We start from the raw sequence: 26,345 nt of genomic DNA, 5'->3' as shown, positions 1-26,345 counted from the left end.
TTTCTAAAAACCCTGCAAAATTACACATTTTTCTTGAACCTACCAAGAAAAAAGCCTGGACTTTCACAAGCCCAGGCTCCAAAAACAATGTAAAGTTCTAAAATTGTCTGCTCATAGACAAACAATATCATTTACCGTTCAAACCATCAGCAAATCCGCCGTAGGTATGTTTACGGTTATAATCGAGATCCCAGAGACCTACAGGCTCACCCTTGCGCCAACCTGAGTTAGTTGGAGCATCGGTAATGCACCACTGGCAGATACCATACTGCTGGTCAGCAGGGATAATCTCAAAGTACTTCTCGATGATGAACTTATAGTAAGCAGACATAGCCTTATGCTGCTCCTCGGTCATATTCTCTGTCTTAATAACATTGCCGGCTTCATCCTCGCAGCCCATATCAAGCTCAGAGATCTTAACCAACTTCTTGCTACCAGCCAGAATGTTCAGCATGTTCACAACAGCCTCTTCATTAGCCTTCTGCTTGTCGGCATTCATACTGTAGGTTACGTGCATCTGACTACCGATACCATCAATCTTGGTCTCGCCGTCAGCCTCCCAACGCTTAATCCAAGCAACCAGACTCTTGGCCTTGTTGTTCTGATCCCAAGCAGCCTCAAGGTTATAGTCGTTGATGAAGAGCTTCATATCCTGTGGACCATACTTGCGAGCCAGCTTAACGGCAGTACGAACATAGTCGATATCGCCCAGATAATCCTGCCAGAAGAAGCTCTCGGTTGCAGCCTTTTCTGGATCCTGCTGATCCTTCAGGTGCTGCAAAGCATATACGCCCTCAGCATCGGCATGTCCGCTTGAGAGTGCCTCGTTTACTACGTCCCAAGCCTTTACCTTACCATCACAAGCAGTCATGATACCACCGATCCACTTATCCAAAGCATAAGTCAGTGTATCCTTCTTCTCTTTCTCTGTCAGAGGCAGTGTGTTCATCTTTACGATGTGGTCAACCTTCACCGATGCGATGTCAATAACACCATCGAAGCTACCAGGCTGGAGTACCAGGTTACATGACTTGGCAGGGATATTATCATAGGTAACCTTCACATCCTTCCATTCAGTATCAACCTTCAAAGTTCCAGATGCAGATTCGCCAGAGCCCCAGCCCCAGCCCATATTAAGAGCCATGCTGCCAGCCTTTGAAGCTTTTACACGTACGGTTGCAACATAAGTACCCTCGATAGGATGCGGAATGTTATCAGCAATGAAGTACTGATACCATGAACCTGGGTTCTCTGAATGCAGACAGCCATTAACAATTGTTGGCTCGTAGCCCATCACATAATATGGGAACTTACTAACATCCTTGAACGAGTAATCATAATCGTTAACTGCAACCTCGATAGCAGGTGATTCGTAATGAACCAGACGAACGGTCTGGATATCAAGAGTACCGTCATAGCTACCAGGCTGAAGTACAAGGTTACACTTCTTTCCACCAGGAATTCCGGTAAAGTCGACCTTCTGCTCAGTCCAGTCTGTTGTAATCTTCAGTTTACCAGAAGCTGACTCGCCAGAGCCCCAGCCCCAGCCACAGTTCAGGGTAAGACCATCATTTGCAACAGAACCTTTAACCTTTACAATAGCAGTATAATTGCCATCGGCTGGGATAGAAATACCATCAGCAATAAAATACTGATACCATGAACCAGGGTTCTCTGAATGCAGACAGCCATTAACAATAGATGGCTCATAACCCATCACATAATAAGGGAACTTTGACATGCCCACAAAGTCACCAGAATAGTCTTCCTTCTCAAGCTTCGCATTAGGATCGATGTCGAGCTCCTTATCTTTGAGCAGCTTCTCCAACCACTTCAGGGGCTGCTGAGCATGCCAAGCCAGTGTGTGACCATAAACCGACACACCATTGGCCTCAGCGTTATTAACAAAGGCCTGAACATTCTCGAAGTTCAGATTACCATTCTCATCCACACACGAAGCCATTTTCATTGCATTTCCTGCTGTCAGCTCCATGAAGTTGGCATTAGCCAGACGTGTAACAAGACCGTTGGCATTATATTCATCTGCCTCCAAGGCCACTCCCAACTTGAAATTGGGAGAAGCCTTAGGGTTAGAAAATGTTTTAAGCGCATCGTAATCATTCAGGTACTCATAGTCCTTCAGATTCTTAGTCTTATCCTTAAAGATGTTGATCATGTCTGTGTCGGCACATGAAGCGAGGCCACAGACGGCGACAACACCACAGATGATATTTGAAATATTACGTTTCATAATCTTTCAGAATTATTTTTTATTTTACTACGAAAGTTTCGAGCTTGGTCTGACGATCACGCATAACCAGCGTATCAGCGCTCTTCACAATCTTATGACGCTGAACAGCAGCCCAATTGTTATTGGGATCATAGTCAGTGTACTCATAATCGATGGTATAGTTGAGCACGATCTCGTCGCGATCCTTACCACCCCATGCATTCTTAGCGCCCTTCAAAGTCCACTTACCTGAACCAGAACCGGTGCAGCCAGCAGTAGTAGGAACTACTGTGCAACTCTCGTCCTGACCAAAGGTCAGCTTGAGGTTACATGGCAGTGATACGATGGTCTTCTTATACGCTTTCGCAGCATCATCATATCTGTAAGCCTCTACTGTTGTAGGAACAGAGTAGTTGCTTACTGCCAGTCCTTCGGTAGTAAGGTAGCGGATCTCGTTCTTCTCCAGGTACTCAGCCTCACGTGTCTCGGTCGACTTCACACCATTCAGATCAATCTCATCAGTACCATGACTAATCCATGCGCCTGTATATTTGTTGATATACTTCAAACCGTAAAGGATATAGTCCTTACCAGTCAGTACCGAGTCCTTAGCACCTACAATACGCAAAGGCAGTACATAATTCAGACTTGTAGCCTTGGCATCGTCAAAGAACTTATCAGTGAGCTGAACCTTCACTGCGCCCATAACCTTTCCATAAGGAATGGTCAGTGTATTGCTCAACAACTCATAATAATCCTCGGGCAAAGCCTGGACAGGTGAACCATTCTCGAAGGTCTTACCGGTAACCAGTGAGTTATCCACAGCCACCTGAATGGTACGATCCTGACGGTTCTTCCATACACCACCTACAGTGGCATATACCTCGAACTGATGCTGGTTGTCAAGTTCTGTAGGATAAACATTGTCACCCAGTACAATCGTTCTTATAGGAGTCTGCTTGGCAAAGTAGACGGTCTGATAGTCAAAGTCGTCAAACTCCACCTCCTTGTTTTCACAAGATGTGAAAGCACTCAGCGCGCAGATTCCACAAATGAATGCATATATTCGTTTCATTTTCTTTTTTCTTTTTAGTTTTACATTGTTTTATTACCAGCCCTGGTTCTGCTTCAACTCATCGAACTTCAGCATCTCAGAGTAAGGTACAGGACCATAGATCATGTAGTCCTTATAATCACGCTTATCAACCTCGATGGTGGTATAGGTCTTCTTACCATCAACGGTCTTAATGCTGATACCCTTAGCGGGCTCTGTCAGGTTAGCCTTCCAACGACGGAGATCCCAGAAACGGAAGCCCTCGAAGCTCAGCTCAATACGACGCTCGTTACGGATCAGCTCGCGCATCTTATCTTTGTCGTTCTTAATGCTCTCCAGATAGTCGTTACCCACACCAGCACGCTCGTGCAGAGCCTTGATGATGTCGTAAGCACTATAGCTGTGGTTACCCTTACCTGTTGGGCCCCAAGCCTCGTTGGCAGCTTCAGCATAGTTCAGGAAGATCTCGGTGAAGCGGATACGAGCATTGTAGTGCTTCTGTGTGGTTTTTGCTGAAGGGTCCAGGTTAATCTCCTGACGCAGCAGCTTACGCATATAGTAACCTGTACGGGTAGAAGAACCAACCTCGTTGTTCAAACCATCACGGTTCTGTGAATCATCCACTGTTGTGTTGATAGCTGTATTATCCTTACCAGCACCGTTGCCATCATAAACAACATACGCAGCCAGACGAGGATCACGACCAGCATAAGGATTAGCAGCATTGAATCCACTCTTTTCGTTGTCGATAGGATAACCGTTGGCCATTGGGAAGGCATTGACGAAGTTCTGAGTAGGATTGATACGACCCTTACCATAGAGTGATGGAGGGAACATATCAGCCTCGCGGTCGTTGCTACCGCTCTTCTCTACCTCACCTCTCCAAAGGATTTCCTTTGGCAGCTGACCAGCTGAGAGGGCATCAATCTCATTGTTGCAGTACCAGGTCCAACCATTAGGATCCATACCAGCAACTCCACCAATACGGTCCAGAACTACTGCAGCATAGTCGGCAGCCTGAGCCATGGTAGCACCCGACTTTTCGAAAGCAGGGCTGGCAGCCAGCAGAGCAGCCTTAGAACGGAAAGCCTCAACGATGGCACCCGACATACGGAGCTGGAAGTTAGCACCGAATACGCGGTTGTACTGACCAACGTTTGCACCCTGATACTTTGAAGGTATCTCACTGGCATTCTTAATATCCTTATAATTAGTAGGCAACAATTCCAAAGCACGGTCGCAGTCATCATAGATAGCCTGCAGGCACTCTGCAAATGTGTTACGTGGCAGGTTGAACTCACTACTTGCATCCTCAGGCTCAGTTACGATGGGCACACCCAGCAACTGACCATCGGCAGTCATACCACCATGAGCCTGCAACAGATAGTACATATACATGGCACGCATACCATAGGCCTCACCCTTCTCACGGTCGTTAAACATACGCGAAGCCATCTCGTCATTAGCCCAGTTCACCTTGTCGGCATTAGCCAGGAACAGGTTGAGATACATGATGGCAGCACGGCAGTTACGCCAACGCTCTGATGGGTTCTCGTTCGAAGTCCATGTACCTGAAGCAATCTTACGCCAGTCGTTTGTAGCGTCATTGCTCACAGCATCGTCGGTAGCCACCTCGCTGAATGGGAAGTCAGCGCAGGGGATACGTGTATAAGCATTACCCAATACGCCTTCAGCGTACTGTGGGTTTTCATACATATAGTCCAGACCGAGGTTGTTTTCAATAGCAGGCTCAAACAGGTCATCACATGATGTGAATGCTACCGATACTGCGGCCAGAGTCAATATATTAATAATCTTTTTCATATTTATCTTATCTTTAGAGATTTACCTTCACACCAAGATTATACATACGTGTCTGAGGAGCAGTACCTACGTTCAGTTCCATATACTTGCGCTCTTTGGCAATAGTCAGCAGATCGCTGCCACTTACATATACAGAAACACCCTTCACGAATGAATCGCCAGCGAAGATTGACTGAGGCAGATCATAAGTGAGCTGAACCTTGTTCAGACGGAATGCAGAAGTAGAGTACTTCCAGAAGTCAGAAGCGACGAAGTTCAGGTCGCCACTCTCTGTGGTCAGACGAGGATAAGTAGCCGTAGAGGCTGTCTCTGGAGTCCAACGGTTCAGCACTACATCCGAGTATTTGCCGTCGCCATATACCCACGTATCCTTGCCATTCTTCAGGCCATTGCCACCAAAGGTGCCAGAACCCTGAGCAAAGAGGGTAAAGTCCTTATACTTTACAGTGAAATGTACACCCATCTGGAATGGATTAGTCCACTTACCGATTACCACCTGGTCCTTAGAGTCGATGATACCATCACCATTCTGGTCCTTATACTTCAGGTCGCCAGGCTTGGTGTTGTTATTAATCTTTGCAGAGTTAGCTACATCGTCGGCATCCTTGAAGAAGCCAAGGCACTCGTAACCACGCATAGCCTCGACGCTCTGTCCCTCAGCCTTCAACCAGTCGTACTCTACGTTCTCGTCCCACTTAGTGTTCTTCGAAGTATAGTACATAGCCGAAACACCGAAGTTAGTATCAAACTCACCAAACTTCTGATGTACGTTCAAGGTCAGGTCAACACCAGTACGACGCTGATTGTTGTAGTTGGTGTTAGCCAGGAAAGTAGATACAGGCCAGTAAGTCTGGAAGTAGCTTGGATAGATAGTCGAAGCTGTTGTCAGCAGACCGTTTGTTGAAGTGGTGAAGAAGTTGGCATCGAACTTCAATGCGCCTTCCCACAACGAACCAGTCAGACCAGCACGGAACTCCTTACGCTTAATGAAGCCGAGGTTATAGTTAGAACCCTGCTGCGAATCGCTGGTCTGCATAGAGTTAGCAACCTCGTTCCATCCCCACCATGTACCGGTAGCAGTGAAAACGTAGTCGTACATATAGTACTTCTCGATATCAAGGTCCTGATTGATGATACCATACGAAGCGGTCAGCTTCAGATCATCTACAGCCTTCACATTACGCAGGAAGCTCTCGTTCTTCAAGCGCCAGCCCAGTGATACTACTGGAGAGATGGCCTCACGATGACCCTCTGCCAGTTTAGCTGAGTGAATGGCAGCCATTGAGAGGTCTGCATAATAAGTATGAGCATAGTTATAAGCCAACTGCAAGCCAAGGTTAGCATTGCTGGTACGGTGATACTTACCATCCTCACTAATCTGATAGCCGTGAGCCAACAATGTAGCGTTGAGGTTGTGGTCACCAAACGAGCGGTCGTAGTCGAGCTGAGCCTGCATCAGGATGAGCTGCTTGTCATGACTGTTGCTGAGGTTCTGAGTACCAGTGCGCTTATCTGTACCATACTTGGTAATCGATGTGATCAGATCCTGACCAGAGTAATTATTCCATTTAGCCTCGTAAACAGCATACTCGTTGTTGATAGAGGTGTTATACTGTGTGTGGTAGTCAACAGCGAACTTGGTCTTCAACTTCAGGCCCTTTACCAGACTGTTCAAGTCGAAGTTCATGCCCATATCAAACTGCATCTGACGAGAGGTGTACTTGTTGTAACCTGCTGCATACATAGCTGCGAATGGGTTAGTCTGCTGAGACTGAGTACCACCAAGGAAGTACTTACCATCGATGATATAGTTAGAGTTCTGAATGGTCTTCAGCGTTACAGCATCAGCTTCCTCCACATACGAGATGGGGATGAATGGCACCAAAGGATACTGACTGGTAGGACGCATAGTAGCCGACTCACTCCAGAAGTTACTATTATCGTTACGGGCATCGTAGAATGTGGCATTGGCGTTTACATAACCGTCAATCCAGTCATTCAGACGCAGGTCGATGTTACCACGAACATTCAAACGAGTGGTATGATTGTTCTTACCCTCGCCGAAGTTCATCAGGCTACCAACATTCGACAAACCGATATTGGCATAGAAGTGAGCCAGACGACCACCACCTGAGAACTCAGCTGTACCATCGTAACGCTGATAGGTTTTTTTAATATACTGGCTATCAAAGAAGTTGATGTTTGGATAACGGTAGGGATTCTCATTAGAGGCATAGTGATAGATATCATCCTCAGAGTAAACGGCAGCCTTACCATCGTTCTGCAGAGCCTCGTTATAAAGCTCCATATAAGCAGCCGATCCCAGATACTTAGGATAGCTCTTTGGAACATAGAGCGAAGCATTACCACGAACACTTACATTCAGACCGTCGTTACGACCATGCTTGGTAGTAATCAGAATCACACCTTTTGCAGCACGGCTACCATAGAGCACTACTGCCGAAGCGGCCTTCAGGAAGGTAATCTGCTCAATCTCGGTGGGCAGTACATTGTTGGCATCACGGGGCACACCATCAACAAGCACCAAGGCCTCACCCTGATTCCAAAGCTGTCCGTTATAACCGCCAACCAAAGCATCCATACCATCCAGACTATAGGTTGTATAGTCCTTCTTGGCCTGCTCTATCATATTGACAGTTGAAACACCTCCCATCAGATCAGCCTCGTTGACTGTGCGGAAGGCCACATTCACCTGACTTGCCACAGAGTCGGTATATTCCTTCTCTGTCTGTGCCACTGCTGCTACAGGCAGCAGAGCGGCGCCAAGTGCAATATTCTTAATTATATGTTTCATAAATCAATGTTCTTATAAATAATAGTATTGATGATCTTACCATCCTGGATTCTGACCAAACTCAGGATAAAGTGTTGTATCCGATTTCTTAAGTGGCAGCCAGTAGTGCTTCTTAGAGAAATTACGCTTCAGAATCACCTTCTCGCTCCATTCTGCAACAGTGTTCTTTGTAGGATCATCCACATTCATATCGCCTACACGCAAGAATTCCTGTGATGTCTTGATGTTATAAGGATACTTGTCCAGGAGGAGCCAACGGCGCAAGTCGTTGAAACGGTGTCCCTCGAACGAGAGCTCTACAGCACGCTCACGACGAACCTCGCTCATAAAATTGTCGAGTGAAGCAGTGTTCTTGTCGGCAACATCAGCTACGCCAGCACGCTCACGTACCTTATTAACGGCATCAACAGCAGTCAGTTTGCAACCTACAGAACCTGTAGCGCTACCAGTAGCCTCGGCAGCTGCCTCAGCATACATCAGGTAAACATCCGACAAACGCATCCAGGGGATATGCATGTGAATCTGTGGCGACCATCCATAACCATCGTCCACCTTGTTACACTTGGTAGAAACGAACTTATAGTTAAAGTAACCAGTACGGGTTCCACGGTACTCATCACGATACTTACCATTGGTCTGCATGTCAGCATAACGCCAATCCTTGAAACCGTCGTCTTCCTTTACAATCATCTGACAGCCATCATACTTGATGTCATGATAGAAACGTGGGTCGCGGTCCTTCCAAGGATGAGTCTTATCAAACTGAGAATCGTTATCATCCAGAGGCAGACCGTTAGCCATACCATAGTAGTTTACATAGTTGGCAGTAGGCATAAACGTTACACCACTGTCGTTGATATCCATACCACCATAGCACTTTACCTGTCCCCAGGCTGAGCAACCCCAACCAGAACCATAGGTAGGACCACGGAAGATAGCCTCGGTGATGGTATTATCCTTATTCTGTCCAGGCATCTTACCTGAACCATCCATTGTTACGAAGTTCTCAGAGTACTCGTCGAATGGAATCAGACCGAACTGTGTGTTACCACCATCAACAATGTTCAGCAGCTCACCAAATGCCTCAGCAGCACGCTTAGCAAAGTCCTTATTATAAGTAGTAGCACCTGTCGACTCCTCGTTCATCAAAGGACTGGCAGCCCACAATAGATCCTTACCCAGATAACCGAGGGCAGCAATCTTAGTTACACGCAACTGGTTCTTACCTGCAGTTACACGTCCTACAGTAGTCTTATCCCAGTCAACAGGCAGCAGGTCGGCAGCCTTACGGAAGTCGGCAGCAGCCTTCTCAGCGCACTCGGCATAAGAGAGACGAGGCAAAGTAAGTTTCTCACCAGCGGGAAGAACAGAATCGATATAAGGCAGACCACCAAAGTACTGCATCAACATAAAGTGGAACCAACCACGGAAGAAGTAAAGCTGACCGGCAATCAGGTCTTTCTCCTCTTTGGTAGCAGTGATCTTATCCAGATTCTCGATACCCATGTTGGCCTTACGGATACCATACCATGCCAAAGGCCACATAGAGTGCTTGAAACGGTCGGGACCATTAGCACTGGTTGTCTCGTTGCTTGCACGATCCATCCAACCAGACTGCCATCCGTCGAATTCACTCTGCCATCCCCAGAAGTCACCCTGGTCAACCTTATAACACATGTGATAGTTCACATTGATGTTCATAATCTCGTCCTCACCCCAGTTCCAAGAGTTAGTCCAGTAACCGTTGGTAGGATCAGGCTGACAATAGTATAATTCCTCTACAAAGCCCTGGAAGTTATGGAAATCCTTGTAGGCGTCAGTATCAGAGATATCTGATTCTGGGGCTTTGTCCAAATAGTCGGTGCACGAAATCATACCCAGACTCAGGGTCAGGGCAGCAGCACCTATCATTATATACTTATTTAGAAATTTCATTGTTTTCTTTTTTTATAGGTTGATCTTAAGACCTAAGTTAAAACGCTTAACAGTAGGATAGGCTCCCTGTGAAGCGAGACCAGTTCCAGCGAAGTTCGACTCACGGTCGTCTGGCATACGGCTCCATACCCAGAGGTTGTTACCATTCAGGAATACCTTCAGACTCTGTGCACCCATCTTCTTAACCCAAGGCTGAGTGAATGTATAGGCAATCTCAGCATTCTTCAGACGGATGAATGAACCATCATAGTGGAAACGTGTTCCCTCGTAATAGTCGGGCTTAGAACCCCAACGTGGCATAGGTGCGTCGGCATCCATGTTATCCACGGTCCAGTAGCTACCCTCATCATATACGGTATCGAGTTTTCCACCAGGCAGAGAGTTGAAGGCTACATAACGAACCACATTACGTACGCCATAGAACTGCATATAGAGGCTGAAGCCCTTCCACTCCCAACCGATAGAAGCACTATAGGTGTTCTGTGGTGTGCCAGTCAGACTATATGGAGCTGAATCGTTTGAATCAATCACACCATCACCATTGTAGTCGTGGATGATGTACGATCCAGGCAGTTTCTGATCATCATTGGTATTGAAATCGGTCATACCGATAACCTGGTCCCAAGTGTTAGCATAGCCAGATGTCAGGTTTGCGTGATCCTGACCGATGGCAAAGCCGGTCTGCTTCTGATAATCGGGCAGTCCAGGAGCATCATCATACTCCAGAATCTTATTCTCAGCATGAGTCATGTTGAAGTTACCCCAGAAACGCATGCCATTATGAAGCACCTTGTTCACACGGAGTTCCAACTCATAACCCTTGGTACGAACACGACCCAGGTTAGCAGTGGCAGGTGTTGCACCATAATAAGAAGGAATAGAGCGGTTGTTACCAGCAATCAGAATGTCAGAACGCTTCTCGTGGAAGATTTCAATAGATCCGGCGAACAAACCATCCAACAGAGAGTAGTCGATACCTAAGTTCTGCTTGATAGCCTTCTCCCAGTGTACATCGGGGTTACCTACAGAAGACTCTTTATACCATGTGTAAGGACTGGTCTCAGTCTGCAGGCCCTGCTGAATGTTACCACCATATGCCCACTGTGTAGCATAGAGCCAACGACTGTTGATATAGTCATCACCAACCTCACCATAAGAGTAACGGAACTTCAGCATGCCGATATACTTCTTCAAAGGCTGGAAGAACTTCTCCTCACTAATCAGATAACCTACGGCACCTGAGTTGAAGAAAGCAAAGCGGTTGGCACTTGAGAACTTCTCTGATCCGTTGTAAGCACCATTGTACTCAAAGAAATATCTGCCACCATAATTATAAGTGGTACGGAAGGCCCAGTCCTCACGATAGTTAGTGAAGTTACCACCCGATGTGCGCTCTGTACGGTTGAATACACCCATGGCAGTTACATCGTGCTGACCGAACTGACGGCCCCAGAACAACTGTCCCTGATAGAACAGGTTACGCTGTGTGTTCCAGTTCTGAATAGAACCACCATCAGTACTCCAGAGGATACCCTCGTGGTAGTCGAAGTTGGTCTTACTGTCCTGAGGCTGAGAATACTTCTCCTGACCTGTCTCAGGATCAATCCACTTGGTCTGTGTAGAGTGGTTCATATCGTTGATACCACGGTTCACCTCTACAAAAACGTTATCCCAAGATACTGTAGCCGAAGCACGGAGTCCTGGTGTGATGAACGACAGATCCTGCTCCAGGATAAAGTCGGTATTTACGCGCGTAGTAGTATTGGTGGCCGAACCATGACCAGTTGCAATATCCTGCATAGAGTTATGGGCACCCTGAGTGTCGTCGGGATAGTAACCCCATGTACCGTCACTGTAACGAGGCATGAAAGCATCTGTTGGTGTGCTGTAGGCAGCCTGCCACAACTGGCTCTCATACCATGAACCGGTATCGATACCATACAGTCCCTTCTTCTGACCATGACTACCGAACAGGTTCGACTTCAAGACTGTTGTCTTAGTAATCTGGAAGTCCAGGTTTGAACGTACATTGATACGGTTGAAACCATAACCGGCATTATAACCACGGTTATTATCAAACTCTCTATACAAGTCACCCTCATGCAGGAAGTCAACCGAAGCAAAGTACTTGACGGCCTTGGTACCACCCGAGATGTTGACATTAGGGTTGTAAGAGAAAGCCATCTTCTTGAAGAGCTCGTCCTGCCAATCTACATCAGGATAGCGCTCGCGTTCAGCCTGGTCGATGGGGTTACGATACTTGTTCAGGATTCCCTCTGGTGTAATCTTACCCCAAGAAGAAGGAGTGAGACCTAACTCATGCTCGATAGCCTGGTTACGAACGGCCAGCGCATCGGCTGAGTGCAGCTTACCTGGCAGCTGTGAAACTACCTTGGCTGTAGCCTGCATACCAATCTCGATCTTGGCCTTACCATCATTACCACGTTTGGTAGTAACAAGAATAACACCATTGGCACCCTTCACACCATACACGGCTGTGGCAGAGGCATCCTTCAGTACAGAAATGCTCTGTACAGAGGCGATGTCGATACTTCCGAGTGAACGCTCAATACCATCCACCAATACAAGAGGATCGCTTGAGTTCCAAGAAGAAATACCACGGATCACAATCTTTGGATCCTCATCACCTGGCATACCAGTAGACTGCATGGTTACTACACCAGGCAGATTACCTGTCAGGGCAGCACCAATGTTGCTCACACCGCCGGCACGCTCCAGCACCTCACCTGTGGTCTGGGTAATAGCACCTACCACCGAGGCTTTTTTCTGCTGGCCGTAACCAACTACTACCACTTCCGTCAACTTGGTGTTGTCGGTCAGTGTCACCTTGAAAGTGCGCTGCTTGCCCACCTTCAGTTCCTGAGTGTTCATTCCCACATAAGAGATCACAATAACAGAACTCTCAGAAGGAACCTTCAACTGGAAATTACCGTCAAAGTCCGTTACCGTACCCTGACCAGTGTTTCCCTTCAAAACAACCGATGCGCCAATCAGAGGCTCACCCGCATTGTCAACGACCGATCCCTTAATGCTAACACTTCCTACCTGCGCCTGCGCGAAAGCAGAGCAGAAAAGCAGAAGCAAAGAAGGAACAGCACGTTTCAAAAGACTTGTTAGCTGTTTCATTTTGATTGATTTTGATACATAATTTGACTATAGTTAATTGAGATAAAAAAACTTGTTTTGATTCTACATACTTTTTCGACTTACAGACTAAAACGGCCGCAAAAGTACATATTTTAAGTAAAAAAAGGTTTAAAAAGAAGAAACACAAACTTTATATTCAGTAACAATTAAAGAAAAATGTTACAAAATATAAAGTCCGTGTTACAGAAAACAAAGAAAACTAATAATATAGAGTTAGTTTTTATTGTAAATTGTACGCTTTTTGTGACTCTTTACCGAACAGATACTGCGACTGATAACCACCCAGATCAATCACAATCTTCTCGAAAACGATGCCCGGATCCTGAGGATGGAGGGTCAGTGTGTGTACCTTCTCATTGGCATCAACTGGCAACTCCACTACCATCTCAACCACACGCTTGGCAATCGTTGGGTAGTAAACCGTGTAAATATTCTCAGGCTTCTCGTTCAGGTCTTTATTAAAGTTCACAGCCACGGGCTGCTTGCCATCGATAGCCACGTCGTAAATCAAGCCACCCTTATCCAGGAAGTCGAGAGTTGATTTTGTCACCACATGCACCTTTACCGTCTTTACATCAGCAGCCTTGAACTGATAAGTCAGTTTGGCCTGATCGGTAGAAGCAGTATAAGGCATCAGCGAGATGCCACTCAACGTACGACCCATATAAGGAATCACCGTCCAAGTAGCATTTTTAGCATCCTCACGACTATAGGTATGCTCAGCCTCTATGCTGATATAACCATCGCTTGGCGAGAATACCGGTCCGCTGACAGGGGTGGGCACCTCAACCAGACGTGGACAAACATCGGCACGGAAGTTATCGTTCCATGTGCGATAGCTGATATGTTTCTGGATCATCATGCCATCCCACTTACCGCGGGCCATCACCTTATTATAATAGTTACACAGCAACGAATCGCGTTTAAAAGCCTGACGACAGCGGTCGGCCCACTCGTTGGCTTCTGGATCATGATTCTTAGCCAGCTGCAGGTTCATGGCCTGTGCATAATACATCTCATAGATATTCCCCATAGCCTGTACAGGGAAGAGTACAAGCTGACGATAAGCATCCTGACACTCAGGTTTCAACTCTAAAAACAAACGCAACGCACGGGTTTCCAAGGCCTTGTACTCGTTTACCACACGTTCAAACTCGTCACAGGTATAGGTACGTGCATCCAACATCTCCGAGGTGATACGTCCGTTATACTTGCAAACCAGGTTCAGGATTGATGCAGCCTCATCAGCATGCGTCTCACCAAAGCTTTCGGCACAGAAATCACGGGTATGATCCAACAGATTGTCAACCTGATACTTAGCAGGATCCCAAGCCATATCCATAAACAACTGGATAGGATACTCCATCGGCTTCAGATCGCCCACGTTCAGTATCCACAACTTCTGGATACCACCGTTATAGGCCAGCTGCAACTGCTCCCACATATTTTGGATGGGCGTCACATTGATCCACTTTGAGTTACGAGGCGCACCCACATAATCCACATGGTAATACAGTCCCCAACCGCCTTTGCGTTTCTTTTCTTCGGCAGTAGGAATACGGCGCACATTACCCCAGTTATCATCACAAAGCAGAATGGTCACATCATCGGGCACACGCAAACCGGCATCATAATAATCCTGCACCTCTTTGTATAAGGCCCAGATCTGAGGTGTTTCCTTTGCCGGGCGCTTGGTCACCTCTTTAATAATACGACGTTGGTTGTTGATAATCTCCTCGAGCAAACGTGTATCGGTACCGTTACCCATAGCTTCATCGCCATCGCCACGCATACCAATGGTCACAATGTCGTCGGTATTCTTCATACGCTCGATACCCTCACGGAAGAAGCGATCCAGATTATCTTTATTCGTAGAATAGTTCCAAGCACCCCACTCTTTACGATGGCGGGCATACTCCTGGTGGTTACGTGCCATAGGCTCGTGATGCGACGTACCCATCATCACACCCATCCTATCGGCTGTCTTCAGGTTCTCAGGATCATCGGCATAGAAAGCCCATCCCCACATGGCTGGCCACAGGTAGTTACCTTTCAGACGCAGAATCAGCTCAAACACCTTTTCGTAGAACTGATGACCACCATAATTGGTATCAAAAGTATTCTTTACCCATGTAGTCAAGCAAGGCGCCTCATCATTCAGGAATAAGCCACGATAGCGAACAGCAGGCTCGCCGTCGGTATACTCACCTTTCTTAATATATATAGCAGCATGCTTCTCTACTGGTACGTCGGCCCAATAATACCATGGCGACACACCTATCTGCTTCGACAGCTCATAGATTCCATATACCGTACCACGCTTATCACTACCGGCAATCACCAGCTGACTGCCGATGGTCTTAATGATATACTTCTCGGTCTTACCCTTCAAACCAGGCAGCACACCCTGCTTCACCCATTGGTCAATCTGCGGGTTACACCCCACCGTACCAACCAGCACCTCGGCGGCACCCTCCGAGAGCGATGCTTTCTGCCCCGTTACTTTCTCAAAATCCACCAAGAGATTTTTGGCTGCCAGCTGCACACAACTATGCTCTTTCTGACTCAAGCCAACAGTCAGGTTCTTCAACTGCAAGGCATCAGCCTCTGGCAGGAACGACACAAATTGGCTGGCCGCCTTCAACTGAGAGACAGCTGTTACGCACACCAAAAATGCCAATGTCTTCAACAAAATTAGTCTTTTATTCATCACTACGAATGTTACAAATTATATAATTTTGCGCAAAGATAGGGCATTTTTGGGAGTAAAACCACATTAAATGTATCAAAAACTTTAATATTTGTAACATTTGTTTGTTACATCACGAGAAATGCACTATCTTTGCAACATATAAACAATAAAACGACTAACGCAGCCATTTAATTACTAACAAAACAATGAAAGTTAAGTATATACTGACTCTAGCTACTTCACTTCTCTCGTTGAGTGCTTTCGCCCAAAGGGGAAAGTTCTTCACTACCGATCATCAATTATCAAGCAGCTTTGTAACACAAGTATATCTTGATAACGAGGGATTCATCTGGACAACCACCCGTAACGGTATCAATCGCTACGATGGTTATCAGTTCCGCGTATTCAAGAAAGAGAACGAGCACGACAGTTCACTGGCGAGCAACTACGTGAACAGTATGATGCAAGATCGCAAAGGCTTATTTTATTTTGGTATGTATGGCGCCCTGCAAACGTGGGACGGCACCAAATTCCATAATGTCACCATGTACGACAAGAACGGCAACGCCGGTCACAGTTACCCCAACTGCTTCCTGGAGCGTGCCAATGGCGACGTACTGGTGGGAACCTCTGGCTTAGGTATCCTGAAGTTCAAGGATCAGAAGACAGCCTATCAGGAGAAGGGACCTTTGGCGACCATACACACCGTTAACAGTATGATTGAGGACCGTACAGGTACCCTGTGGATTGTTACAGAGCACATGGGCCTCATCTCATACAACGGCAAGACCGTCAAGCGCCATATGCAGAACCTGCCCAGCGTGGTATTCTCATGCCTCTGCGAAGGTGCCGATGGCATCATCTATGCCGGTAGTACCAACTGCGGTGTATTCAGAATGCAGGGTGACACGTTCGTTCACATTGCCGAAACAGGTACAAAAGCCGTATCATCGCTCTTCCGTGCCCACGATGGTAACATTGTGATTGGTTACGATGGTCAGGGTATAGCCCTCTATAATCCCCGCAAGCCCGAACTGATTGATAACCCGTTCTTCTCACTCGAGGTTAACCTTCCTATGAGTAAGGTTTACTCTATTACCGAGGACAAGAGCGGTAACCTGTGGTTCGGATTATTACAGAAGGGCATCTTTATGCAGCCCATCAGCTTTAAGGGCTTCCACTACATGGGACATAAGCTTGGTGCCCATAATATATTAGGTACGGCCTGTGTAGTCAGCGTTATCCTGGATAGCAAGAAACGTGTATGGGTGGGTACCGATAAGGACGGGCTTTACTGCTACGATTTCTATTCCCAGGCCTCTAAGCACCTCAAAGATCAGTATCCATCAGTCATCGTATCGCTGGCCGAAGACCAGAAGGGACGTATCTGGTTAGGAACCTACCGCGAAGGTATTGGCTGGGTTGATCCTGTCACCTTCCAGTATCACCGTGTACCATTCCCACAGGATCCCAACCTGATTGTAATGGACATAGCCGTGGGCAACGATGGCTACCTGTGGTTGGGTACCATGAAACATGGCATTGTGAAGATGGACCCCAACGACGGACGTGTGCTGGCCATTTACAAAATGAAGGCAGGTGCTGATAAGAACAGGAAGATGAACTGCATTACCAACGATTATGTATCGCAGGTTCAACTGTCGCCCGATGGCAAACGTCTGTATGTATCCACCAGTATGGGCTTATGCTGTCTCGACATCCCCGCCAACAGCTGGACAAGCACCTTTGGCATGAACTGTCTGAACTACAGCACCCCTGTAAGAATTACCCGCGAATACGATGATAACCTGTGGTATGGTACCAACGAGGGTTTGTTCCGCTACGATCTGCGTACCCACAAAACCCAGCAATATACCCGCGCCAATGGCTTGTCGGATAATGGTATCGCCACCATCGAGCGCGACCTGCAAGGCCGCCTTTGGATAGGTACCGACCACGGACTGAGTTGTTTCACACCTAAATCCGAAATCTGGCAGAACTACTTTGTGGATGATGGTCTCCAGAGTAACGAGTTCAGCGATGGAGCCTCGTTCATGTCGCCCGATGGCATCCTCACCATGGGTGGTACAGCAGGTATCTCGTGGTTCGACTCGCATCATATTGCTCCCAGCAAATGGGAGGCCGAGGTTGAGCTCACCTCCTTCTCTATCAATGGTCAGCAGGTAAGCCGCGCCACCCATTCGGGCAGTTATCTGGTTACCGATACTACCATTATTGCCAGCAACCGTTTCGAACTCAGCTATAGCGATAACACGTTCTCAATCCAGTTCTCGACCCTTACCTACGAGAACCCTGAACACATATCTTATTTATATAGCATTAATGGCGAGCCATTCAACCGCTTGCAGCCAGGCGAGAACGTGCTTACCCTGTCGCACCTGCCACAAGGCACCTACCGCTTCAGGGTTAAGGCCGAGCGCAATAACGTAGAAACACCCGAAAGAGAGTTCACAGTGGTTATCCACAGTCCGTGGTACCGCTCGGCTTGGGCTTATTTCTTCTACGCTATGGTTATCGGTATGTTTGTATGGCAGTATTTGGTTTACCGTCGCCATAAGGAGCAGGATAAGCTGCGCCTCCAGGCCCATATCCATGCCGAAGAGATGGGCGAGGCCAAGTTGCGTTTCTTCATGAACATGAGTCACGAGATCCGCACCCCAATGACGCTGATTCTCACACCGTTGCTCTCGCTTATCAAGAACGACAACGATCCCAGCCGCAAAGCCGTTTACGAAACCATCCGTCGTAATGCCGAGCGTATTCTCAGTCTGATAAACCAGATGATGGACCTGCGAAAGATCGACAAGGGTCAAATGCAGATGCGAATGCGTGAGACCAACCTGGTAAGCTTTGCCAAGGATATCTACGACCTGTTTGATAATCAGGCCAAGACCAAGAAGATTAAGTTTATCTACGAACACGATAGCGAAAAAATTCCTGTATGGATAGATCGCCAGAACTTCGATAAGGTACTTATGAATGTCCTCTCGAATGCCTTCAAGTACACCCCAACCGGTGGCGAGATAGGTATCCGCATCAGTCATACTGACGAATCGGCCACCATCGCCATCTACGACAATGGCGAAGGTATCCCCGAAGATAAGATGAATAAGATCTTCGACCGCTTCTATCAGACGCCCACCACGCTCAATGACCGTTATGTGGGCACTGGCATCGGTCTCGACCTTACCCGCTCGCTGGTTGAGCTGCACCATGGTACCATTACCGTTCACAACCTGGAGAAGGGCTGTGAGTTTGTGATTACCATTCCAATGGGCAACAGCCATCTGAATGCCGACGAGATGATTACCGAAGCCGAAGCTGCCGAGGCCGCCGAGACCATCACCCCCGAACTGCTGTTGGAAGAGGAGCCCGAGACAGAGCTGATTAATCCGATGAGCGAGATGACACCTGGCAACCGCAAGCTCACCCTGGTGATTGCCGAAGACGATGAGGAGATTCGCAACTACCTTGAGAGCGAGCTCTCGAAGGATTACGATATTCATGCCTGCACCAACGGTCGCGAGGCACTTGGCGAGGTAATCCGCACAAAGCCCGACCTGGTACTGAGCGATATCATGATGCCCGAGATGGATGGTAACACCCTGTGTACCCGCATCAAAACCAATCCTAACACCAACTCTATCCCAGTGGTACTGCTCACCGCTAAGAACCGCGACGAGGACAAGCTGGAGAGTCTGGAGACTGGTGCCGATGCCTATATCGTTAAGCCATTCAACATGGAGATTCTGCGCCGCACCATCATGAACCTCATTAACAAGCACCGTCTGCTGCGCCTGAAGTACGAGCGCAACGACAGCCTGGAGGAACAGATTGACGAGATTGAGCTCAAGTCGCCCGACGAGAAGCTGCTGGAGCGCATCATGGAGTGCATCAACAAGAATCTGAACAACTCCGACCTGAGTGTAGATATGATTGCCGATACTGTTGGTATCAGCCGTGTACACCTGCATCGCAAGATGAAGGACCTTACCGGCCAGACACCTCACGACTTTATCCGCAATATCCGCCTGAAGAAGGCCGCCCAGCTGCTGGCCAACCAAGGCATGAACGTTACCGAGGTGATGTATGCATGTGGATTTGCTAACTCAGCCTCGTTCTCTACCGTATTCAAGAAATTCTACGGTATGTCGCCACGCGACTATATGAAGGAGCACGAAGAGCGCTAAACAAAAAAAGGAACGATATGAAACGGCTAGCAACTGCTATTCTTGCCTTGTGTTGCAGTCTGGCCATACAGGCACAGGACCGTCAACAGATACTGAAGGTATATAACTGGGGCGACTACATTGGTGTAGGCGTTATAGAGAAGTTTGAGAAATGGTACCAGCAGGTTACAGGCCAGCCTATCAAGGTAAGCTACGTAACCTACGACTACCCTGAGGAGTGTTTCGACATGATTAAGGACCAGCAGACAGAGGTGGATGTATTCTGTCCACCCGAATATCTGGCCGAACGCATGATGAAACACAAGATGCTCACCCCTATCGACACCAGTTTCGTGGCCCAAGGCATTCCTAACTACCTGCATGGCACCTCACCCTTCATCGATAACATGCTACAGCATATCGGCGAAGCGCAGGGCATCACCGCCAAGGATTACACAGTAGGCTATCTATGGGGTAACACAGGCGTACTCATCAATACCAAGTTTGTAAAACCCGAGGAGGTAAATAGCTGGGCATTCCTGTTCGACTCGAAATACCGTGGCAAGGTGATTATGAAAGACTCGTTCAGCGATATCTATAACGTGTTTATCAACTACGCATTCTACGATGACATCAAGTCGGGCGTAGCCAACCGTAACCTGCTGGCTGCCTATCTCACCAACCGCAACATCGCTATTGTCGAGGACCTGTTGGAGACAGCCCGTCCACAGATGAAGGGTTTTGATGTAGAGGACGACAAGCGCCTGATGTCAGCCGGCAAGGACTGGATGAGTGTAACCTGGAACGGCGATGCCAGATGGGCTATCGACGAGGCAGGCGACAACACCAACCTGCAGTATATTGTACCCATCGAGGGTAGCGACTGCTGGGCCGACTGCTGGGTGATTCCCACCACCTGTAAGAATATCAAGGCCGCCAGTCTCTGGATAAACTTCCTGTGCCGCCCCGATATAGCCCTGCTGTGTATGGAAGAAACAGGCTACAGCTCGGCCATCGGCACACCCGAGATATTGCAAGCTGTTACCAACGACAGTCTTCCTGCCATCGATCTGAGTTATTTCTTTGGCCCCGAAGCAACCGCCGTTCATGTAGATAGCGTGATGTATCCCACCAAGGACGTCATCAGCCGTTGCAGCTATCTACGCGACAGTGGCGACCGTCAGGAAGTGCTTCGTGAGATTTGGGAGAAAATCAAGGAGAAACCTGTTGTTGATTACTGGTTCTACGTGATTGCAGGCTTTGTAGCCCTGTTTATGATTATCACCACCACACTTTTGTTACGTCAAAAAAAGACCACCACTATAAAGTGATGGTCAGTTTTTTCAGATCTTTGTCCAACGAACTGGTTCCGTAGAGTATCTCGTACTTTCCGGGTTTGGTTCGCATGGTGTTTGTCTCAGCATCCCAGAACTCCAACGACTCCTTGGTCAGTTTCAGGTTGGCTGTTGCCGTCTTACCAGCCTTGATATCCAAACGCTCAAAGCCACGCAGACTCTTCAGCGGTCCGTCGGGATCCTGCAGGTTGCGGATATACAGCTGGATGGTTTCGCTACCGTTCTTAGCGCCAGTATTGGTCACAGGTATCTGTACGTTGTAAAGCGCACCATCGGTAGCAGCCTCAACCTTGGCCTCGCCCACCTCGAAGGTGGTATAGCTCAAGCCATAGCCGAAGGGGAACAGCGCATCATCAAAATAGCGATAGGTACGACCCTTCATCGAGTAGTCCTCATAATCGGGCAGCTGCTGATCGTTCTTATAGAAGGTTACCGACAGTTTTCCGCCTGGGTTATAGTCGCCAAAGAGCACGTCGGCCACAGCTGTACCACCCTCCTGACCAGGATACCAGGCCTGTACGATGGCATCGCAGCTCTCTGTCTCTGGCTGCAGGGCAATAGCCGAACCCGAACAGTTCACATAGATCACCTGCTTTCCAGCAGCCTTCAGGGCCTTCAGGAACTCGCGTTGCACCTTAGGCAGTTCGATGCTGGTACGGTCGCCACCTTTAAAGCCCTCGATGTTTACAGGCATCTCCTCGCCCTCCAGACTGGGAGCGATACCACCACAGAAAATCACCTTATTGATACCCTTCAGCTGGGCGATGGTCTCTTGATAATCGATATTCAGCTCGCGAGCCACATCAATCTTCATCGAAGCACCCCATGTCTTCACGGTCTGGAAACGTACCTCTATATCAAACTTCTGACCCTTTTCTGCTTTCAGCACCGTACGTGTTGGTGTAGCACGCCAGATGTGGTTCACAAACTGCTGCTTGCCATTGACATAGAGCTCGAAATGACCAGTACTCTCCACGTTTACCACATACTCGCCAGCCTCTTTGGCTGTGAAGGTTGTCTCGTACTTAGCCGAGAAATCCTCGATAGGCAGATTGGGAGCAAACACGTGCATACCTGCAGTGGTTACATTTACCGGTTTGGTGTAGTATTCGGTAGTAAAGGGTTTTCCAGCCATCTCTGTATTGTTCCAGAATGTGCCCTTCAAGCCTTTCTTGCCATCAGGAGTCACACAGTCGGTAGCCAGATGGCACTCCATCACCTTATCATTTGTCAGGTCGCAGCCTGGTATATAAACCAGTTTCTTCTGCTTGGCCTTCACACCATCCAGGATGGTAACGGTATGGTTTGGGGTACCATTATAGTTTCCCCACATCATAGGCTCGTTATGAGCATTAGGACCGATAATGGCAATCTTCTCGGCATTCTTCTTCAGAGGCAGGATATTGTTCTTGTTCTGAAGCAGTACGATGGTCTGACGGGCCATGTCCAGCGCCACGTTAGCCGAAGCCTTGGTCGACATAGCCGAATAAGGAATCTTCGACCACTCCACCAGCGACGGATCATCCATCTCACCCAGGTCGAAACGACCTTCAAGCAAACGGATCACATGCTTATCAACCTCCTTCTCTGAGAGCAGACCCTTTCTGACTGCCTCGGGCAGACTCTTATAAGCATAGTTAAAGCCACACTCTACATCGGTACCAGCCAAGACAGCTTTCGATGTACCATGTACGGCATCCGACGACGACTTATGGTTCTCATAGAAATCGCTAACGGCACCACAGTCGCTCACAACGAGGTATTCAAAGCCCCACTCATCGCGCAGAATCTGTTGGAGCAGACGGGTTGAACCACAGCAGGGATCATCGTCCAGACGCTGATAGGCACACATCACCTCGCGCACTTTCGCATCCTTCACCAATGTCTTGAAGGCAGGCATATAAGTCTCCCAGAAATCACGGGCCGACACATCAGTCAGGTTGGCAGTATGACGTGTGTACTCAGGACCACTGTGCACGGCATAGTGCTTGGCACAGGCCCAGAGCTTACGGTATCTGGCATCCTCAGGCCCCTGCAAGCCTTTCACCACCTGCACGCCCATCACACTGGTAAGATAGGGATCCTCGCCATAGGTTTCCTGTCCACGGCCCCAACGAGGGTCGCGGAAGATGTTCACGTTTGGTGTCCAAACAGAGAGGCTACGCATCTTCATATCCTCGCCATTCAGGTCGTACATACGATGATTGTACTGAGCACGGAACTCGGTAGATGCGATATCGAACACCTTAAACAGCAGATGAGGATTGAACGACGCAGCCATACCTACAGGCTCAGGGAAGTTGGTTACGTTACCCATGTTAGCCGCACCATGCAGCGCCTCGCTCCACCAGAAGAATTTCTTGATGCCCAAGCGGGGGATGGCCGGACTCTCATCCAGCATCAGCATGGCTTTCTCTTCCAAAGTCAGTCTACTACAAAGGTCAACGGCTCGCTCTTTAGCCGAGAGGTTCGGGTTCTGGTAAGGCAATGTTTGTGCCGAGGCTCCCAGCCCCACACACAATGCCAATGATAAGAATAGTTGATGTTTCATTTCTAATATTTAATGTTTAATGCCTAATGTAATACGTTTTCCCCGGTGCGGTCATGATATCATACTCGTACACCTTGCGGATGGGCAGTGTCTTAAAGTCCTTCAGCTCTTCCGACACCAATGGCTCACGGATGGCAGCAGGTGCCAACAGCTCGTTACTGCACTCACCCTGGGCTGGCTTCAAACCAGCACCCTGCAATGGCACATACGAACGCAGACGCAGCTGTCCGCCAATCTTCGAGTATATCGTAGCCTCGGTCAGCTCGCCCTGATGCCACTTCATACTTACCGTAAAGGCACCTCTGGCCACCAGTCCACTTACCTCGCCATCTTTCCAACTATCAGGCAGGGCGGGCAACAGGTGTACAGCGCCATCATGACTCTGCAACAGCATCTCGCATACGCCAGCCGAACATCCGAAGTTACCATCAATCTGGAATGGTGGATGGGCATCAAACAAGTTGGGATAGGTACCGCCACTGCGCCCCCACTCTGTGGTGCTAGGTATCACGTTCAGCATGTTCTTGATAATCTTAAAAGCATGGTTACCATCCTGCATACGTGCCCAGAAGTTGATCTTCCAGCCCAAACTCCAGCCAGTAGCCATATCGCCGCGCTGGTTCAGGGTGTTAGCCGCAGCGGTAAACAGATCAGGATGACTGTAGGGAGATATCTGGTTCGAAGGATACAAGCCGTACAGATGCGATATGTGGCGATGCTCGTCCTTAGGATCGTCGCCATCTATCAGCCACTCTTGTAACTGTCCGTATCTACCAATCTGCATAGGTGGCAGCTTGGCAATGGCATTGCTCAGCATGGTAGTATAAACCACATTATTATAGCCCAGTATCTGGTGTGCCTTCAGGGTGCTGCTCAGCACATCAAACACTATCTGGTTGTCCATGGTCGATCCGGCTGTTACGGTGGTATTCTTGCCTACCGGTCCATGTTCAGGCGATACCGTTGGCACCGTTACCAGCCAGCCGGCAGCCTGCTTCACTTCGCCGTTCTTTGGATATTCCTGCATATACGACAGCAGGAAATCGGCAGCTCCTTTCAGGATGGGATAGCAAGCATCAAGGAATCGCTTGTCGCCAGTATACAGGTAGTACTGCCACAGATGTGTGGTGAGCCAGGCACCACCTGTTGGGAACATTCCCCAGCTGGTACCATCCACAGGACCGGCAATACGCCACAGGTCGGTATTATGATGCGCCACCCAACCCGGACAGTTGTACATGGTACGAGCCGTTTTAGCACCTGTTACACTCAAGTCGCGAATCATCGAGAACAGCGGCTCCTGCGTCTCAGCCAGATTAGCCACATTGGCAGGCCAGTAGTTCATCTCGGCATTGATGTTGATGGTATATTTCGAGTCCCAAGCGGGATCCATCTTATGGTTCCATACCCCCTGCAGGTTGGCAGGCTGACCACCAGGCTGCGACGATGATATCAGCAGGTATCGTCCGTACTGCATCATCAGCGACACCATATCCAGGTCGGTACCATCGAAAGCAGCCAATCGCTCATCGGTAGGCAGATCCGACTGCGCCGATTTGGCTAACGACAACGACACACGATCGTACTGCTCCTGATACATGTCCAGATGGCGTTTCAGCAGCTGCTTGTAGCTCTTGCCCTGCAACAGCTTCATGGTCTGATTGTTCTTGGCTATCGGATCGCCGTTAATGGTCTGGTAGTTCACGTAGTTGGTAGCCGCAGTAATAAAGATAGTGGCATTGGTAGCATTGCGCACCTGCATGTCGCTGCCATGACTGGCCACCACACCATCGGCCACCACTTTTACACGCACCTCGGCCTGCAGCTTACCAGCAATACCCTCGTGCTCTACATTATTAATAATATAGGCATGCTCGTTCTTGGCCACAGCACCACCCTCAACAGCCTGCTGGTTGCGCTGATAGCTCACCCCGAAGTTCAGGGCTTTCTTCTTGCTGGCTGTTATCTGTATGATAATGGCATTATCGGCCTGCGAGGCAAAGGCTGTACGAATATATTTCACATCAGCCACATCAAAACTGGTGGTACACAAAGCATCACCCAGGTTCAGTTCGCGACGATAATTGCTTGGTTCAGCCCCATTTTGGTAGACGAAAGAAAGCATCAGGTCGCCCAGGGGCAGATACTTTTGTCCATGGGGTCCTTTAAAGAAAGTCTTGTCAATCAGCGCCTCGGCTTCCTTTTCTTTGCCTTCAAAAATCAGGCGTCGTACATCCCTGATGCTGGTCTTGGCATCAGGATTGTTGTTATTGTGCGGCGACCCGCTCCAGAATGTTTCTTCGTTCAGCTGTATCTGCTCTGTACCGATACCGCCATACACCATGGCACCTAAGTGCGAATTGCCTATAGGCAGGGCTTCCAACCACTGAGCGGCAGGTTTACTGTACCACAGCTTATGCTGCTGGGCGTTAACCACAAGTGCTACACACACACTGGCAAGGATAGTCAATAATCGTTTCATATATATACTATTGGTTTTAAATTTCGCTGCAAAGATACAAATAATTTAT

General features: G+C 48.3%; 11 protein-coding genes. 2 read left to right on the top strand and 9 right to left on the bottom strand.

Annotated elements, in window-relative coordinates; all coding sequences use genetic code 11:
• Window positions 1-127: 127 nt before the first annotated feature.
• From T500_RS0102585 to T500_RS0102555, 7 genes are all read right to left on the bottom strand, one after another.
• On the bottom strand, window positions 128-2,251 hold the full coding sequence (locus tag T500_RS0102585; protein WP_028906824.1) for an endo-1,4-beta-xylanase: 2,124 nt from the start codon (window positions 2,249-2,251) through the stop codon (window positions 128-130).
• Window positions 2,252-2,270: 19 nt separating this feature from the next.
• Window positions 2,271-3,305, bottom strand: coding sequence for a DUF5627 domain-containing protein (locus T500_RS0102580; RefSeq protein WP_013065175.1), 1,035 nt, complete (start codon window positions 3,303-3,305; stop codon window positions 2,271-2,273).
• A 33-nt stretch (window positions 3,306-3,338) separates the two neighbouring features.
• Window positions 3,339-5,108 (bottom strand): RagB/SusD family nutrient uptake outer membrane protein, encoded by a 1,770-nt coding sequence (locus T500_RS0102575; RefSeq protein WP_028906823.1) that lies wholly within the window; start codon window positions 5,106-5,108, stop codon window positions 3,339-3,341.
• Between the two features lie 13 nt (window positions 5,109-5,121).
• Window positions 5,122-7,923: a SusC/RagA family TonB-linked outer membrane protein gene (locus tag T500_RS0102570; RefSeq protein ID WP_028906822.1), complete on the bottom strand. Its 2,802-nt coding sequence runs from the start codon at window positions 7,921-7,923 to the stop codon at window positions 5,122-5,124.
• Between the two features lie 36 nt (window positions 7,924-7,959).
• A complete protein-coding gene (locus tag T500_RS0102565) occupies window positions 7,960-9,858 on the bottom strand; it encodes a RagB/SusD family nutrient uptake outer membrane protein (RefSeq protein WP_036908258.1) in 1,899 nt (632 codons plus the stop codon).
• 12 nt (window positions 9,859-9,870) lie between these two features.
• The gene (locus T500_RS0102560; protein ID WP_036908255.1) at window positions 9,871-13,005 is read right to left on the bottom strand and encodes a SusC/RagA family TonB-linked outer membrane protein; all 3,135 of its coding nucleotides are present in this window, start codon (window positions 13,003-13,005) and stop codon (window positions 9,871-9,873) included.
• A 241-nt stretch (window positions 13,006-13,246) separates the two neighbouring features.
• Window positions 13,247-15,736: a glycosyl hydrolase 115 family protein gene (locus tag T500_RS0102555; RefSeq protein ID WP_036908253.1), complete on the bottom strand. Its 2,490-nt coding sequence runs from the start codon at window positions 15,734-15,736 to the stop codon at window positions 13,247-13,249.
• A gap of 188 nt (window positions 15,737-15,924) precedes the next feature.
• Here T500_RS0102555 and T500_RS0102550 point away from each other — a divergent pair, with 188 nt between their 5' ends.
• Together T500_RS0102550 and T500_RS15005 are read left to right on the top strand one after the other, a co-directional pair.
• Window positions 15,925-19,929 (top strand): two-component regulator propeller domain-containing protein, encoded by a 4,005-nt coding sequence (locus T500_RS0102550; protein WP_028906818.1) that lies wholly within the window; start codon window positions 15,925-15,927, stop codon window positions 19,927-19,929.
• A gap of 17 nt (window positions 19,930-19,946) precedes the next feature.
• The gene (locus tag T500_RS15005) at window positions 19,947-21,239 is read left to right on the top strand and encodes an ABC transporter substrate-binding protein (RefSeq protein ID WP_080694763.1); all 1,293 of its coding nucleotides are present in this window, start codon (window positions 19,947-19,949) and stop codon (window positions 21,237-21,239) included.
• Here T500_RS15005 and xyl3A read toward each other — a convergent pair.
• Window positions 21,229-23,814 carry a xylan 1,4-beta-xylosidase gene (xyl3A, locus tag T500_RS0102540; protein ID WP_028906817.1) on the bottom strand — a complete coding sequence of 862 codons (2,586 nt, stop codon included), beginning with the start codon at window positions 23,812-23,814 and terminating at the stop codon, window positions 21,229-21,231. The two genes, T500_RS15005 and xyl3A, sit on opposite strands and share 11 nt — an antisense overlap.
• A gap of 16 nt (window positions 23,815-23,830) precedes the next feature.
• Complete coding sequence (locus T500_RS0102535) at window positions 23,831-26,296, bottom strand: glycosyl hydrolase family 95 catalytic domain-containing protein (protein WP_028906816.1); 2,466 nt, start codon at window positions 26,294-26,296, stop codon at window positions 23,831-23,833.
• Window positions 26,297-26,345: the final 49 nt, after the last annotated feature.

Source organism: Xylanibacter ruminicola Ga6B6 (assembly GCF_000687715.1).
Taxonomy (GTDB): domain Bacteria; phylum Bacteroidota; class Bacteroidia; order Bacteroidales; family Bacteroidaceae; genus Prevotella; species Prevotella ruminicola_B.
This window is presented reverse-complemented; position numbering and strand designations above follow the sequence as displayed.

Bases quoted from the DNA above. Each gene is read 5' to 3' on its own strand.
- T500_RS0102585 (WP_028906824.1), bottom strand. From the start codon at position 2,251: ATGAAACGTAATATTTCAAATATCATCTGTGGTGTTGTCGCCGTCTGT.
- T500_RS0102580 (WP_013065175.1), bottom strand. From the start codon at position 3,305: ATGAAACGAATATATGCATTCATTTGTGGAATCTGCGCGCTGAGTGCT.
- T500_RS0102575 (WP_028906823.1), bottom strand. From the start codon at position 5,108: ATGAAAAAGATTATTAATATATTGACTCTGGCCGCAGTATCGGTAGCA.
- T500_RS0102570 (WP_028906822.1), bottom strand. From the start codon at position 7,923: ATGAAACATATAATTAAGAATATTGCACTTGGCGCCGCTCTGCTGCCT.
- T500_RS0102565 (WP_036908258.1), bottom strand. From the start codon at position 9,858: ATGAAATTTCTAAATAAGTATATAATGATAGGTGCTGCTGCCCTGACC.
- T500_RS0102560 (WP_036908255.1), bottom strand. From the start codon at position 13,005: ATGAAACAGCTAACAAGTCTTTTGAAACGTGCTGTTCCTTCTTTGCTT.
- T500_RS0102555 (WP_036908253.1), bottom strand. From the start codon at position 15,736: ATGAATAAAAGACTAATTTTGTTGAAGACATTGGCATTTTTGGTGTGC.
- T500_RS0102550 (WP_028906818.1), top strand. From the start codon at position 15,925: ATGAAAGTTAAGTATATACTGACTCTAGCTACTTCACTTCTCTCGTTG.
- T500_RS15005 (WP_080694763.1), top strand. From the start codon at position 19,947: ATGAAACGGCTAGCAACTGCTATTCTTGCCTTGTGTTGCAGTCTGGCC.
- xyl3A (WP_028906817.1), bottom strand. From the start codon at position 23,814: ATGAAACATCAACTATTCTTATCATTGGCATTGTGTGTGGGGCTGGGA.
- T500_RS0102535 (WP_028906816.1), bottom strand. From the start codon at position 26,296: ATGAAACGATTATTGACTATCCTTGCCAGTGTGTGTGTAGCACTTGTG.